At 44.8% G+C, this 14,474-nt stretch carries 11 protein-coding genes; 4 read left to right on the top strand and 7 right to left on the bottom strand.

Annotation, left to right across the window (positions count from 1 at the left end; genetic code table 11):
- Window positions 1–102: 102 nt before the first annotated feature.
- The 3 genes from ACSX1A_RS14455 to ACSX1A_RS14445 all read right to left on the bottom strand — a co-directional run bounded on the left by ACSX1A_RS14455 (window position 103) and on the right by ACSX1A_RS14445 (window position 1,937).
- On the bottom strand, window positions 103–714 hold the full coding sequence (locus ACSX1A_RS14455; RefSeq protein ID WP_439880353.1) for a superoxide dismutase: 612 nt from the start codon (window positions 712–714) through the stop codon (window positions 103–105).
- Window positions 715–791: 77 nt separating this feature from the next.
- On the bottom strand, window positions 792–1,247 hold the full coding sequence (locus ACSX1A_RS14450; RefSeq protein WP_439880352.1) for a nucleoside deaminase: 456 nt from the start codon (window positions 1,245–1,247) through the stop codon (window positions 792–794).
- A gap of 138 nt (window positions 1,248–1,385) precedes the next feature.
- Entirely contained in the window at window positions 1,386–1,937 is a 552-nt protein-coding gene (locus tag ACSX1A_RS14445) for a hypothetical protein (protein WP_439880351.1), read from the bottom strand.
- 188 nt (window positions 1,938–2,125) lie between these two features.
- On the opposite strand from ACSX1A_RS14445, the gene ACSX1A_RS14440 reads away from it, so the two are divergent.
- Entirely contained in the window at window positions 2,126–2,575 is a 450-nt protein-coding gene (locus ACSX1A_RS14440) for a hypothetical protein (protein ID WP_439880350.1), read from the top strand.
- 143 nt (window positions 2,576–2,718) lie between these two features.
- Here the strand turns inward: ACSX1A_RS14440 and ACSX1A_RS14435 are convergent, their stop codons facing one another.
- Together ACSX1A_RS14435 and ACSX1A_RS14430 are read right to left on the bottom strand one after the other, a co-directional pair.
- The gene (locus ACSX1A_RS14435) at window positions 2,719–6,351 is read right to left on the bottom strand and encodes a M1 family aminopeptidase (RefSeq protein ID WP_439880349.1); all 3,633 of its coding nucleotides are present in this window, start codon (window positions 6,349–6,351) and stop codon (window positions 2,719–2,721) included.
- A 168-nt stretch (window positions 6,352–6,519) separates the two neighbouring features.
- Window positions 6,520–7,431, bottom strand: coding sequence for an ABC transporter ATP-binding protein (locus tag ACSX1A_RS14430; RefSeq protein ID WP_439880348.1), 912 nt, complete (start codon window positions 7,429–7,431; stop codon window positions 6,520–6,522).
- Between the two features lie 284 nt (window positions 7,432–7,715).
- Between ACSX1A_RS14430 and ACSX1A_RS14425 the strand changes: the two genes are divergently transcribed.
- Complete coding sequence (locus ACSX1A_RS14425) at window positions 7,716–8,087, top strand: GtrA family protein (RefSeq protein ID WP_439880347.1); 372 nt, start codon at window positions 7,716–7,718, stop codon at window positions 8,085–8,087.
- Window positions 8,088–8,199: 112 nt separating this feature from the next.
- Here the strand turns inward: ACSX1A_RS14425 and ACSX1A_RS14420 are convergent, their stop codons facing one another.
- Window positions 8,200–9,834: a glycosyltransferase family 39 protein gene (locus ACSX1A_RS14420; protein ID WP_439880346.1), complete on the bottom strand. Its 1,635-nt coding sequence runs from the start codon at window positions 9,832–9,834 to the stop codon at window positions 8,200–8,202.
- A gap of 165 nt (window positions 9,835–9,999) precedes the next feature.
- Here ACSX1A_RS14420 and ACSX1A_RS14415 point away from each other — a divergent pair, with 165 nt between their 5' ends.
- Both ACSX1A_RS14415 and aspS read left to right on the top strand, forming a co-directional pair.
- Window positions 10,000–10,827 (top strand): glycerophosphodiester phosphodiesterase, encoded by an 828-nt coding sequence (locus ACSX1A_RS14415; protein ID WP_439880345.1) that lies wholly within the window; start codon window positions 10,000–10,002, stop codon window positions 10,825–10,827.
- A gap of 71 nt (window positions 10,828–10,898) precedes the next feature.
- Window positions 10,899–12,659 (top strand): aspartate--tRNA ligase, encoded by a 1,761-nt coding sequence (aspS, locus tag ACSX1A_RS14410; RefSeq protein WP_439880344.1) that lies wholly within the window; start codon window positions 10,899–10,901, stop codon window positions 12,657–12,659.
- Window positions 12,660–13,090: 431 nt separating this feature from the next.
- Here the strand turns inward: aspS and ACSX1A_RS14405 are convergent, their stop codons facing one another.
- On the bottom strand, window positions 13,091–14,473 hold the full coding sequence (locus ACSX1A_RS14405; protein ID WP_439880343.1) for an NADH-quinone oxidoreductase subunit N: 1,383 nt from the start codon (window positions 14,471–14,473) through the stop codon (window positions 13,091–13,093).
- Window position 14,474 lies beyond the last annotated feature (1 nt).

The following is a 14,474-nucleotide window of genomic DNA, read 5'->3' as shown; positions in this document are numbered from 1 at the left end:
AAAAGCTTTTAACAGAAAACCCCTGCCATTGCTGGCAGGGGTTTTCTGTTAGTGGGCAAAAGTCTTAAGTCTTCTGCCCTGTATCTATTGTCTGTATTAAGACTACTTCGCTTCGTTGTAGCGCTTAGATACCTCATCCCAGTTCACTACGTTCCAGAATGCGCTGATGTAATCGGGACGACGGTTCTGGTAGTGCAGGTAGTATGCATGCTCCCATACATCCAGGCCAAGAATTGGCTGACCACCGCATCCTTCTGCAAACGACATCAAAGTGTTGTCCTGGTTAGGAGTTGAGCAGATATCTAATTTTCCGCCTTTGCTCACGCACAACCAGGCCCATCCTGATCCGAAACGCGTAGCTGCGGCAGCGTTAAATTTCTCTTTAAACTGATCGAAAGAACCAAAGGCAGAGTCAATAGCATCAGCCAGTTCTCCTGAAGGCTTGCCACCTCCGTTCGGAGAAAGCACTGTCCAGAACAGGTTGTGGTTGTAGTAACCGCCACCGTTGTTGCGAACAGGTTTATTGTCTTCTTTCACGCTACGCATGATTTCCTCGATAGACTTGCCTTCCATGTCAGTGCCGGCAATAGCCTTATTCAGGTTGTCTGTGTAAGCCTGGTGGTGTTTTGTATGGTGGATTTCCATGGTGCGCGCATCGATATGCGGCTCCAAAGCGTCATAAGCATAAGGTAGTTTCGGAAGTTCGAAAGCCATAGTTTTATATATGTTTTATGTGTGAAAAATGATATCGTACTAAGTGATTAAAGTGTACGTCGTCGTTTCAAATATAGTTAATTTCTTTTACCCGCAAAGAAAGTAGACATCAGGTCGGCACACTCATGTGCCATAATGCCGCTTACCATTTCAGTTTTTGGGTGCAATAAATTACCAACACGCCTATAACCACGTTTGGGCTCTGATGTTCCGAAAACCACCCTCTTTAGCTGCGCCCAATAGCTGGCACCCGCACACATAACGCATGGCTCTACTGTTACATAAAGCGTGCAGTCGTGCAGGTACTTGTTGCCCAGGTACTCTGCTGCGGCGGTAAAGGCAATCATTTCGGCGTGTGCCGTTACGTCGTTTAGCTTCTCCGTCTGGTTATATGCTTTGGCAATAACACGGTTGTTACTTACCACTACAGCTCCAATCGGCACTTCCCCTTCGGCAAATGCCTGTTGTGCCTGTTGGTACGCCTGCTGCATAAAATATTCGTCGCTGTAAAGAGATAAAAAGTCTGTTTCCATAAGTACAAAGTTACAAGTTCTGGAGTTTAGGAAAAGCTATCATTACATATCAGTTTAGATGGAAGTGTAACAGGAGCCCCAAAGCAAAAAGCCCTCCTGTACAGGAAGGGCTTTTGAAGATATTAGCTACACGTAAGTCTAAGCTTTGAATTTGATAGAACTCATTACCTCCCGCATAACAGGCTGCCACTCGTTTTTTAACATAAAAGGCGCATGCATGGTAAAGATCATAATTTGGTTTCCCTTTATCAGGTACTGTATAATGCTATACTTCTGAACAGGCTTCAGGTTAGTAGCACCGCGTTCGTCAGCTAGTTTTGATACAAACTCAAAGACAATGTAATTCTCCCCTTTGATCTCTACAACTTCACTTCTGATGAAATCAATGTCGGTGAACTTTTCCATCAGGTTTGCCTTGTAGAACTCCTGAAGCATTTGCAGGTCGCGTGACCTGAACTGCGTAAATTTTTGGGTAACGCTAAAATCTACCTGACCATTAGGGCTGGCGTACACAGCCAGTGGTTTTGTTGTAGCCGGAAACTCCCGGGCTATGTCATCATCAGATAATGGCGAAAAATCTTTCGGTAACATCACCGAGATCTCTTTGCTGATCTGAAATTTTTTCAGTTTTGGCTGGGCCAGGGCAACGCCAGCGATTAATAAGATTGCTAAAAAGGCTAAATAACGCATATTCATATGGGTAGAGAGACAAAGCTATAAAATATTGAGCAGATTGAAGTGCTTACCTTTTCAAAACAAGAATTTTGCCAAAGTTGTAACATCAGAAAAACAATGAGGATAACAGATGCAGGTATCTTGTTTGCAGGATAGACGTTACTATAGAAGAAATAAATTTTATTAAACGCTATACTACATTAATGATGCTAGAGAACATTATAAACCAGGTAAAAGGACAGCTTACAGGTGAACTTCAGGATAAATTTCAGTTGCAGCCGGATACGGCTAATCGTTCAGTAGATCTGGCTAAGGATAACCTGATGGACGAAGTGAAACAGAGAGCCGGTAGCGGGGATTTGGGAGGGTTCATGGATGTATTGAAAGGAAATAAGGGTACAGCAGAGAGTCCAGCCACTAATAATGTGATTCAAAAATATATTTCGGACCTAACTACCAAACTCGGCATTCCGGAAAATATTGCCAAGCAGGTGGCTCCGTTCGCTATAAACTTTATCATGCAGAAAATATCCGGTAAAATGGCTTCTGAAAACCTGGGCCAGTCAGATATACTGGGCAGCCTGGTGGGAGGGAAGCTAAAAGATACGCTTGGCAAAGGGCTGGGCGATAAGCTTGGTGGAATGTTTAAGTAGAGGAAAAACTAATTAGGAGTAAAAAAAGAAGCCATACCCAGCAGGTATGGCTTCTCCTTAACGTCACTTAGATTTTTGGAGCGTAAAGGCTTTTACTTACTTACATCTCACCTTAAACAAGTATGCCTATTATCGTTGCTGGATCAGCCTTCCGATAATGTCTTTGTATTATCTGACGGATTTCGGTCTATCAGTATATTATATGGATCAACACCAGCTTTTGCCGGAAGCTTATCCACTGTAAACTCAAATTTATTCTCACCAGCTTTAAGCCTGTGCTTTTTCAGGTAAAGCGGAGTGTCCTGCCAATGACCCTTCGTTTTCTCGCGGGCTAACACGCCTATATCAACCCAGTCATTCATGGTAGCTTCGCTTTCAGAACCTAAACTATCCGCATAAAGTTTTTTAGCATCTACTGTAAAAGTTACTTTATACTTCCCGTTCTTAAGCTTTTCATACTTCGCATCAGTGGTCTTGTTCTCATACAGTGTGATATTTTCAAACATGTCGGTAACAAGGTACTGCATCGAGTCCGGAACGGCGGCGCGAATATACTGCATAAACTCTATAGAATTTGTATAGGGCGCTTCCTGGAAAGCAACTTTTTTTATGTAATTCTGCAGGGCTTTGTTCAACTTGTCTTCACCGATATAATCTGCCAACGCATACATCACTACGCTGCCTTTTCTGTAGTGTATATATCCTTGACTTTCAACCTTATAAAGAGGCATTTCTTTTTTGCTTTCTGCTGTGCGCCCTACCAGGTAGGAGTTCAGTTCATACTTCAAAAATTTATTCATCTGCTCCTCACCATACATATGTTTCATCACCATCAGGGCACTGTACTGACTCATGGTCTCAGACATCAATACAGACCCCTGCACATCGCCGCCAATAACCTGGTGTGCCCACCATTGATGCGCCACTTCATGGGCTGTAATGTAGAATGGGTAATCAATATCTTCCGGATCACTGTCGTCCACATCCGCTATAAAACCAATTGACTCGGAGAATGGAATAGTATTCGGAAAGGACTGTGCAAATGAAGCATAAGCCGGAAACTCCAGAATCCGGACCTGGCGGTGCTGGTACGGACTAAAATTCTCTGTAAAATAATCCAGCGACTTTTTAACCCCTTTCACCATGCGGTCAAGGTTATAAGTATGGTCTTTGTGGTAGTAAATCTCAATGGCTACCTCTTTACCATTTTTGCCTACCCATTTATCCTTTTTAACCTCATACTCCGCTGAAAGAAACGAGTAGAAATTAAGGATAGGGGCATCCATTTTATAATGGAAATAGCGGCGGCCGTCCTTCGTCCATTCTTTTTGCAAATATCCAGGGGCAATAGCAATCTGGCTTGGTATGGTACTTACCGTTGCTTCAAAGTTTATCCAGTCGGCTTCGTTGCTGATGTAGGTGTTCTGTCGAGCCTCCTCATCATTCACATCGGCCATACGTGGTTTAGGTTCAAGCCCGTGCTCTTTACGTATGTCATCGTCACCAAGCTCTACAGCACTCTGATAACCAATTTTAGGAAGATACTGGCTGTTAATGAAGGTTCCGTTATACACAATGCCTGTGTTGGAGCCGCTGTTTCTAAACCCTTTTGTCTCATAGAGCAAATCCATGTTTAACCGCACCGAGTCGCCGGACTGCAGGGGCTTACTGAGCTTATAGATGTAATACCCGTTGTCCTTATCATCCAGCACCAGCTTGGCCTCCTTCGTAAATTCCAGCTTCTTGATCTCGGCTGCGTCATCCAACATCACATGTATGGAGTCAATGGGTTGGCTGTGTTTGTTTTTGAGCCAGAAATATCCCTGAAAGGCAAATGCACGCTCTTTTGGATATATGTCCACATTTAAATTAACGTCAGTGATGCGGGGCTGCGGAATACCATCATATTTTTTGTAGGTTTTCTCGAATGCAGCCTGGCGTTCCTCCTGCTGGTCTGAGTTCCGGAAGGTATTCAGGATGTTGGTATTATAATATATGTATCCACCTGTAACCATAAAAATTGCCATTGCAGCACCTGTTACAGCCATAGTTGGTCTGTTAAGTTGCAGCGCTGCCAATTTAAAGCGCCATTTCAGCATCGATTCTGTTCCGCGAATCCAGAGCATGTTTGCCAGTACGGCAAGCAAGAGCGCAAAGGCTGCCCAGTAGATTTTGTAGACAGTAAAAGGCCATACAAAATGTCCGTACCCATTCATCGCCGAATAGGTGATGCCCGGATCAGAGTTAAAGCTGTACAGGTTGTGCTCCCAGCCTAATTGTCCTTTAAAGATGTTTAACAGGAAGTACACCACCATTATAAAGTGGCCCAGGTATTTGTTGTTCACAATAACCTGCACCAGCATAGCCAGCACACAAAGCATAACATATTCTACCAGTTGTATACCAAAGAGGCCCTTAAAGTATATATCCAGTTCATAGTTATAATAGCCCTTTGCAGTTTGTATGAGAATGCCGCAGGCCATGATCACAAACAGCAGCGTAACCTGCACCAGTACCAGCGCCACTAGTTTGGAGGCAAAAGGAACCCAGTTAGGAATGGGCAGGGCATCGTAAATCTGGTTGATGTTGTTATCGCGCTCACGCCAGGTTAGCTCACCGGCATAAAACGTGATGATGATCAGGAAGAACAGGGCAAACGTACCGCTCAGGATCTGTACCACCTGCGATGTTACCGGGAAAAAGTTAGTGTCATACATCTTCCCGATCTGCGACCCTGACACGAAGAGGAAAATAACACCAGCCAGGGTAATTGACAGAAAATAGATGCTTTTTACAACTCCTTTATACTCTAATTTAGTCAGTTTGAGAAACTGCTGCCAGCTATGCTTAAACGAGAAGTATTGGTTGACCTTGGGTAAAGACAGACGCTCTGAAGGTACAAATGCGCCGGCTGCCTCTGCACTGTTTCGCTTTCGGAACAGCTTTATGCCTGTGTTTGCAAAAGAAAAGCTGAAACGGAAATAACAGAAGGCTAAAAGCGCAAGGCCTATGCCTGTCCAGAGGGCGCGGTTAATTAACACGTACTCGCTAAATGGCAGCATAAGCGTATTACGCTCTGCAGTAGTCCAGTAACGTTGGGTATAATAGATGGCAGACGCACCAAGCGGATCCAGTAAGTTGGCAATCGTTTCATTGTCCAGGTCGCCGGTTAGGCTACTGGAAACGCCGTACAAAACCAGAAAGATCACACCGCCAACGTAAATGGAAAGTGCACTGCGGGTAAGCGTAGCCAGCGTGAAAAAGATGGCGCCTGTAAGTATAAGGTTCGGGATGATAATTGTCAGGTACGGCTGCAGGTACCACATCAGGTTAAACGGACCAATCTTATCGGGCTCTACCCACGGCATGATTGTCGCTGCCCAGGCACCCAACGCCACACCCAGAAATACGAAAAGAGTGATCAGGAAAGACCCGAAAAAGCGGCCAAATAAATACCCAGCCTTACTGATGGGGGTAGTATAGTAGAGCGAATGGGTCTTGTGCTCAAAATCTCTGAAGATTGGTGTTCCCATCATCGCGGAAGTGATCAGCACACCAAACCAGCTAAGCAGCGTCACGATCCAGTTGATCTGGTAAGGGGAGTTAGCGTATACTTTTCCCCCGCTGGCATCCCCGATAATTATGTTTCCTCCGAATGCCCCTGCCAGGCCCAACATCGCCAGGAAGGCCATCAGGAATAATAAACCGAAGTATATGTAAGTAGCAGGCCGCTTTAGCCTGTACTTCAGTTCAAACAAGAATATTTCTTTAAACATGCTCTTCAGTGTTATAATTGATGATTTTTAGATTTTTTACTACAGCTATGCTCGGGTGTTAGTCTAAAGCCTTTTGCAATTGCTATGAACCCACTTCTCTATGGAGTAGAGTTATGGGGCAATATCCCTTCCAGGTATGGGTTTTGGGTGGGGGATATAATAAGGACGTTAGTTAACCGCCAGTGCTTCCGGCTCTGCATGCTCCCGCATAGCAGCCTCATGTATTTTGCTGAAGTATACATCTTCCAGGTCTGGGGCAACTGCCTCGAAGTCGGGGCCTGGCTGTACATCTGCCAGTACATGGATGATGGTTTTGCCGGCAAACAGGCGCGAAGAAATGACTTCATACTGCAACTGATGCTGGGCCAGTTCACTTTTATGGATAAACTTGCGCCAGATACGCCCGCTTATGTTGTTGATCACCTGTAACGGGTCACCCTCCAGGAGTACTTCCCCTTTATTTATAATGGCAAAGTTGCGGCAAAGGTCGGTAACGTCCTCTACAATGTGCGTAGAGAGTATTACAATGATATTTTCACCGATCTCGCTGAGCAGGTTGTGGAATCGGTTTCGCTCAGCAGGGTCCAGGCCTGCAGTTGGCTCATCCACAATGATGATCTTGGGATTACCCAATAAAGCCTGGGCAATACCAAAGCGCTGTTTCATACCTCCTGAGTAACCTCCCAGGTTCTTTTTGCGCACATCATACAGGTTGGTTTGTTGCAACAGGGCCTGTACAATTTCTTTTCGCTCTTTTGTGTTGCTGATACCTTTAAGAACCGCAAAATGGTCCAGCATCTCTTCGGCCGAAACTTTTGGATATACACCAAACTCCTGTGGCAGATAGCCCAGCACCTTCCGCATTTCCTCTTTCTCGCGCAGCACATCAAGGCCACCGAGCATAATACTACCCTGGTCAGCCTCCTGCAGTGTGGCAATGGTGCGCATCAACGATGATTTTCCTGCACCGTTAGGGCCAAGTAAGCCAAACATGCCTTTAGGAATGGTAAGGTTGATGTTCTTTAACGCCTTAGTACCATTAGGATACGTTTTGGAGAGATTGGTTATGACTAATTCCATGGTTTCGATTGGTTAGGTGTAACTTACTGTTAATAAGTTAAATAATTCTTAGCTGGTATTCAAAATAAACTATACTAACACACAGCATTTATCGACAAAGAGTATAAAGAAGCAGATGCTTGTTAATCAATGATAAAGATGCTTGGGGGAGGAGATTAGCGGCAGCGGGTTTGGTAGCCACAGCAATGTCTGTTATTTTTGTACTCTTGCTGTGTGCCGGTTCAGGCAAATAAGAGCAGCTCTGAAAGTAAAACCTGATGCCTGTACACTTACAAAGTCTTTTTTTGAAATTTCTGAAGTTTGGAATTGTAGGCTTTTCCGGCCTCTTGCTAGATTTTGGCGTGACCTACGTAGCAAAAGAAAAGCTACACTGGAACAAGTATGTGGCGAATAGCCTGGGTTTTATACTTGCCAGTGCCAGTAACTTCATTTTTAACCGGATCTGGACCTTCAACAGTCAGGACCCTGAGATCGGATGGCAATACTCAAAATTTTTGGGGGTAGCGCTGATCGGCCTGCTGCTTAACAACCTGATCATTTACCTGCTTACAGAGCGCTTTATGCGGCTAAATTTTTATGTAGCCAAGTTCTGTGCTATTGTAATCGTGTTTCTCTGGAATTTCTCTATCAATTACCTGTATACTTTTCCGCGGTAGCGATTAAGCAAGCAGATAATATTCACATAGTGTCTAGCACATCTAAATGAATGTATTTCAGGTGAATTATAGAATAAAAAAAGGCCCGCTTTTCAAAAAAGCGGGCCTTTTTTTATTCTATAATTTTATAAATATTCACCTGCTCATCCTTGTGCACACGTGGGTTCAGGAAGTGCAGGAGCTTATCATATAAAGATGGTGAGATAACGTGCTCCAGCTTCAGGTTAGGGAACAGGCTGTGCAGACGTGCCATGCGTTCTTCCATATCATCAGTGCCAACTACTACCACATAGTCGGGCTTATAAGGTGTGGATTGAATAGCGGAGTCCAGAGTGGCAACTGTTTTGTCTCCGTTCAATGTATAGATCATGGCGAACTCTTCTGGCAACTGCTTCTTTCCTTGTAGATAATCAGCCCACACCATGTCCTTGTCTGTTACATAAAGATCATAATCCACGCTGATACGGTTCAGGTAAAAAAGAGGAGGCGCTTTTACGCTATGGTTGCCAAAGTCCAGTACAGCAGCATCCATATCCTGCTTCTCAGACAGGTAAACCAAAGGAGCTACGCGGCTCTTCTTGGTGTAAGTAAAGGCAAGGCCAACGGCGGCAATTAAATTAAGCACCCAGAAAAATATCCAGCTGGCCGCCAGTAGCTTTCTCCGATTCTGCCAAAACCGTGAATTTCGTGCATACTGCTGCCAGCCAATCACTCCAAGGATCATGACCAGGGGCAGTAATGGTAAAATAAAGCGCTCTTGTTTGTTCGGGAACAGCGAGTGTGCCACAAAGAATATCAATCCTCCCCAAAACATCTTAGGGGCCAGTTTAGCGGTGCGAAAGTAGCCCACTACCAGGAATGCGCTTACCGGCGGAACCAGGAACCCAAGTATGGTTAAGGCAAAGCGATAAACAGGGCCTGTGCTGTAGTTATAAGCGTTTTCGGTGTTATACAGAAAATAAGCTACAATAGAGTGGAATGGATAATCAAAAAATATGACATCGATAGTACCCTGTACGGCTGTAGCCGCTACAAGGAAACCGGCCATTAAAGAGAATGCCTCGCGCCACTGCCTGCGGTAAAGAAGCACCACACCGGCACCTGCCCCGAAAAGCATGGTGTGGTAGCGCAGCGTAAAGGCCAGCGCAAACAGGACCCCAGCCCAAAAGTATGGCATCAGGCGTTTTCGATCACTCTGTTCCCCTTTCAGCATCAGGTAAAAAGCTGCCATAAAAGGCGGAATACAAACCATTTCAACCAGGTTGCGCACACTCATAAAAGGCATGAACCAGACCAGGGCCAGCATAAGCCCAACCAGCCTGGCATTTGCCTTATTTGATAGCCTCTCAGTTATTTTATAGCCGTAATACACTATCAGTAAAGAGTAAAGCCCGTGCAGCACGCGTACCACCGTCATCTTAACCTCGGGGCTATATACACCCAGGTATTCCATTGTATAGAATATCCCATAATGAATCAGGACATACAACATACTGTGGCGAGGAGGCATTGGCTCGTTCAGCCATAGTGGTAAGCCATCCAGCCAGCCCTGTGCGATAGTAATTACGTCAAAATGGTCATCGCTAAAAGCAAATCCTTGTGAGAAGAACGCCGCCAGCATGCGTATAACAAATGCGATTATAAGTATAACGGATAGCGGAATTAAATACTGTTCCTGCGGCTGGCCAAGAGTGGCCGCATCAGCGGTAAAAGCTTTAGAAACAGTTGATTTTGTTGTGCCTGACATAATACTGGTTTGTTCAGCTGTAAATTTAAGGGTATTTAAAAAGATTTGGTGTTACCTTCGCTTTATTATTATACTATAAGCAGAAAATTGAGCAGTAAAGTCAAATCGAACAGGCTAAATCTTGTGAACAGGTCCAGGAAAACGTTGTTAGGATTTTCAGCGGGATTGTTTTTACTAGTATTTATAGTTGCCTTCTTTCTGCCTGCTGGCAGAGCAGAGTATTCAGATGCCCCGGTTCTTTTGCTTGGGCATGCTGGTTCTGGCTTCCTTTCGCCTCTTAACCCTTTTAATCCTCTTCCTGCAAATAGCATGGGCTCTATAGTTAAAGCTATTGAGAAACATGGTGCTGACGGAGTAGAAGTAGATGTGCAATTAAGTAAAGATGGTGTTTTTATCCTTTATCATGATGCTACCCTGGAGTCCATGACGGAGCAGACAGGTATGATAGAGGAGCACAATGCCTCTGATGTTGTGGGCCTGGAGTATAGCGGTGGTATTTTCTATGACCTGTTTCAGGATGAAAGTATCGTTACGCTAGAGCAGATGCTGCAGCGGTTCGCGACTTACCCTGAGCTGCCTTACCTGCACATCGACTTAAGAAACTATAACCCGGAGCGCCATTTGAGTTATGCGCAATCTCTGGTGGCACTGTTAGAAGAATATAACTACCCTCTCAACAAGCTGGCCTTTATTTCTCCTGATCCCGCTTTTTTGGAGGCATTCAGGCAAGTGGAGCCGGAAGCCATACTTATTGCCGATGCTGACCTTGGTTTTGAAGAAACATTCAAACTCACACTTGCTCATAACCTAAATGGTATCTGCATTGATGGGAAGGATATCAGCCCTGAACAAATGCTACGGGCAAAGCAGAAAGGGCTGCAGGTGGTATTGTTTGGTGGCAAATCAAGCTCCAGGATTTCTAAAATGATTGCCTTGAAGCCTGATGCCATCCAGGTAAATAATGTGGAGACAGCACACGAAATGTTGGAATAACATCTTTGTGTTTGTTAAAGTAAACGAAAATACAATTAGTACATTTGCATAAAACTATAGATTACAAAACTATGCTCCGAACTCATACTTGCGGCGAATTACGCCTCATAAATGTTGGTGAAGAAGTGATCCTGACTGGTTGGGTACAGCGTCAGCGCGATAAAGGCGGTATGCTTTGGATTGACCTGCGTGACCGATACGGCATTACGCAATTAACTTTTGAAGATGGAATAACACCACCCGCTTTATTGGATCAGGCACGTAGCCTTGGCCGTGAGTATGTGATCAAAGCCATTGGTAAGGTAGTTGAGCGTTATTCTAAAAACGACAAAATACCCACAGGGGATATTGAGATAGTTGTACACAAGCTAGAAGTACTGAACCCGGCCAAGTTACCGCCATTCATGATAGAAGATGAAACCGATGGCGGTGATGACCTGCGTATGAAGTACCGTTACCTGGACCTGCGCCGTGCCCCTGTCCGTCGCAACCTGGAACTACGCCACCGCATGATGCGTGAAACACGCAACTACCTTGATAACCATTACTTTATTGAGGTGGAGACTCCGGTGCTAATTAAATCTACTCCGGAAGGTGCCCGCGATTTTGTGGTACCAAGCCGTATGAACCCGGGTGAGTTTTATGCCCTGCCACAGTCGCCTCAGACTTTCAAGCAGCTGTTGATGGTATCCGGATTTGATAAATATTATCAAATCGTTAAATGCTTCCGCGACGAAGACCTGCGAGCTGACCGTCAGCCTGAATTTACACAAATAGACTGTGAGATGTCTTTTGTGAAGCAGGAAGACATCTTAAATACCTTTGAAGGATTTATAGCACACTTGTTTGAGAAAGTGAAAGGAATCCACTTGGGCAAACTGCCGCGCATGACCTATGCAGACGCTATGAAGTTTTACGGCTCTGATAAACCGGATACGCGTTTCGACATGCAGTTTGTAGAGCTGAATGCTCTTGTAAAGAACAAAGGCTTTAAAGTTTTTGATGATGCTGAATTAGTTGTTGGTATCAATGCAAAAGGGGCAGCTTACTATACACGCAAGCAGTTGGATGAGCTGACTGACTTTGTAAAGCGTCCACAGATCGGTGCGACCGGATTGGTTTATGCCCGTGTGAATGAAGATGGCTCAATTAAATCTTCAGTAGACAAATTCTATTCTGCGGAACACCTGCAGGAGTGGGCAGATGCTTTTGGTGCAAAGCCTGGCGACCTGTTATTGATTCTTGCCGGTAACAAAGATAAAACGCGTAAAGCACTTAATGAGCTTCGCCTGGAGATGGGAGACAGGCTTGGTTTACGTGACAAAAATGTGTTTTCTCCTCTTTGGGTGATAGATTTTCCACTACTGGAGTGGGATGAAGATGCTCAGCGCTACCATGCCATGCATCACCCTTTTACCTCTCCTAAACCAGAGGACATTGAGTTAATCGATGACCGTCCGGGTGATATAAGAGCTAATGCCTACGACATGGTAATAAATGGTGTTGAGGTTGGCGGCGGTTCTATTCGTATACACGACCGCCGGTTACAGGAACAGATGTTCCAGCTCCTTGGCTTCTCACACGCTGAAGCAGAGGCGCAGTTTGGCTTCCTGATGAATGCCTTTGAATATGGCGCTCCTCCTCACGGTGGTATCGCTTTTGGCTTCGACAGGTTATGCTCTTTGTTTGGCGGCTCCGACTCCATCCGTGATTACATAGCTTTCCCTAAAAACAATTCTGGACGTGATGTAATGATTGATGCGCCTTCTACAATTTCGGGTGATCAACTTGATGAATTACACATTAAATTGAAGAATGTGCCGCAGCACTAAGCGCTGCTTATCAACATAAACAAACAGGTCTGCTTCCTTAACTGGAGGCAGGCCTGTTTGTTTATCCACATTCTACTACTTGTTAACATCTGCATTGTGGATAAGTCTTGTGTTTATGGCCTCATTTTCTTCAGTAAATTTTTAATTTTTGGTAATTGCTCTCTTTTACTGTTGATATGTGGATAACTATAGTTTATAAGTGCTGTGTATAAACCCATGACTGATGTTTACACAAGCTTTACAATTATGTGTAGCTTATAATTGCATTGGTGTAGGCAAAAGCTTTAGCTGTAAGGTAAAAGTATGGTGAGGGTTGGCTGCTAAATGGAAGCGCTGAGTCCCACTGACCGGAAGTATCAATTGGGTTAGGGATAAAACAGAAGCGGCTGCCTTGGAGGGCAGCCGCTTCTGTTTAAAAATAAAATATGTTGTTATAGGATATCGCTAACCAAAGCCGGTGCAATACCTAATAAGATGGTAAGCACTGTAATGAAGATCAGGGTAAAAGAGGCAAAGCTGCCCACCTGTATTCTTTCGTAATTGCCAGCTGGTTGCATGTACATGGCAATTACAACCCGGAAATAGTAATAGATACCAACTGCTGCAAGTATAACTGCAATAACAATTAGCCACATCAGGCTGGCATCCTGAAGCACGGCAGAGAACACGAAGAATTTAGCAAAGAATCCTGCTGTAAGGGGGATACCTGCCAACGAGCACATAGAAACTGTCATGGCAAATGCCAGTAGCGGGTTTGTTCTGCCTAAACCACTGAAAGCATCATACTTCTCGGAGCCTCTCTGTGCTGCCACCATTTTCATAACACCAAAGGCTGCAATTGTTGCGGTAGAATAAGCCAGTGAATAGAAAAAGATCGAAGAGTCAGACTTTTCGTTGAAGGCGATCAAAGACATTAACAGGTAACCTGCATGTGAGATACTGGAGTAAGCCAGCATGCGCTTTGCGCTAGTCTGGATAACGGCTCCAACATTACCAACTACAAGTGTAAGCACTGTGATCGCGATCAGGGTCGGGAACCAGGTAACGTAAGATGCTGCAAAAGCTGCTGCCATCAATTTATAGAAAGCTGCAACACCAGCTGTTTTCACCACAGTAGACATAAATGCGGTGAAGAACGTTGGCGCTCCCTCGTAAACGTCAGGTGTCCAGAAGTGGAAAGGTGCGGCTGAGATCTTGAAAGAAATACCAATCACCACCATCAGCAGGCCCAGCACAAACATGGCACTCATCACGCCGTCTGTAGCAATCTGAGCAGCCCCAATCTCAGTAACATTAAATGTACCTGTAGCTCCGTAAATCAGCACAATACCAAACAGCAGGATGCCTGTGAAGAATGCCCCCATCAGGAAGTATTTCAAGGCAGCCTCGTTTGAGCGAAGGCTTTTCTTGTTGCTGCCCGCCAGTACATACATGGCAATGGAAAGAATTTCGATGCCCACGAACAGCATGATCATGTTCTCGTAGCTAACCATCATGATGGCACCTACCAGCGAGAACAGCAATAAGCTGTAATATTCTGCCAGGTTCGAATCCTTTTCCTCAACATAGCGCTGCGAAAATGGGATAAGTAATAACGTTGTGAGCGTCATGATGCCCGTGAAAGCCACCGCATAATTATCGATGGTAAGCATGTTATTGAAGTAGCTCTGGGTATCGTTCCAGCTAAACAGGTTCACAGCGAACACAGTTAGCAGAAAAAGCAGTGCCAGAGGCAACAGTATCCTCTTAGACTTCAGAAAACCTACAAAGAGGTTTACGATGCCAAATACGGATAGAAGTATTATCGAAGTCATG

Origin of the sequence: Pontibacter sp. MBLB2868, assembly GCF_051904785.1 — a bacterium.
Lineage (GTDB): Bacteria > Bacteroidota > Bacteroidia > Cytophagales > Hymenobacteraceae > Pontibacter.
This window is presented reverse-complemented; position numbering and strand designations above follow the sequence as displayed.

Bases quoted from the DNA above. Each gene is read 5' to 3' on its own strand.
- ACSX1A_RS14445 (WP_439880351.1), bottom strand. From the start codon at position 1,937: ATGCGTTATTTAGCCTTTTTAGCAATCTTATTAATCGCTGGCGTTGCC.
- ACSX1A_RS14455 (WP_439880353.1), bottom strand. From the start codon at position 714: ATGGCTTTCGAACTTCCGAAACTACCTTATGCTTATGACGCTTTGGAG.
- ACSX1A_RS14430 (WP_439880348.1), bottom strand. From the start codon at position 7,431: ATGGAATTAGTCATAACCAATCTCTCCAAAACGTATCCTAATGGTACT.
- ACSX1A_RS14420 (WP_439880346.1), bottom strand. From the start codon at position 9,834: ATGTCAGGCACAACAAAATCAACTGTTTCTAAAGCTTTTACCGCTGAT.
- ACSX1A_RS14435 (WP_439880349.1), bottom strand. From the start codon at position 6,351: ATGTTTAAAGAAATATTCTTGTTTGAACTGAAGTACAGGCTAAAGCGG.
- ACSX1A_RS14405 (WP_439880343.1), bottom strand. From the start codon at position 14,473: ATGACTTCGATAATACTTCTATCCGTATTTGGCATCGTAAACCTCTTT.
- ACSX1A_RS14440 (WP_439880350.1), top strand. From the start codon at position 2,126: ATGATGCTAGAGAACATTATAAACCAGGTAAAAGGACAGCTTACAGGT.
- aspS (WP_439880344.1), top strand. From the start codon at position 10,899: ATGCTCCGAACTCATACTTGCGGCGAATTACGCCTCATAAATGTTGGT.
- ACSX1A_RS14450 (WP_439880352.1), bottom strand. From the start codon at position 1,247: ATGGAAACAGACTTTTTATCTCTTTACAGCGACGAATATTTTATGCAG.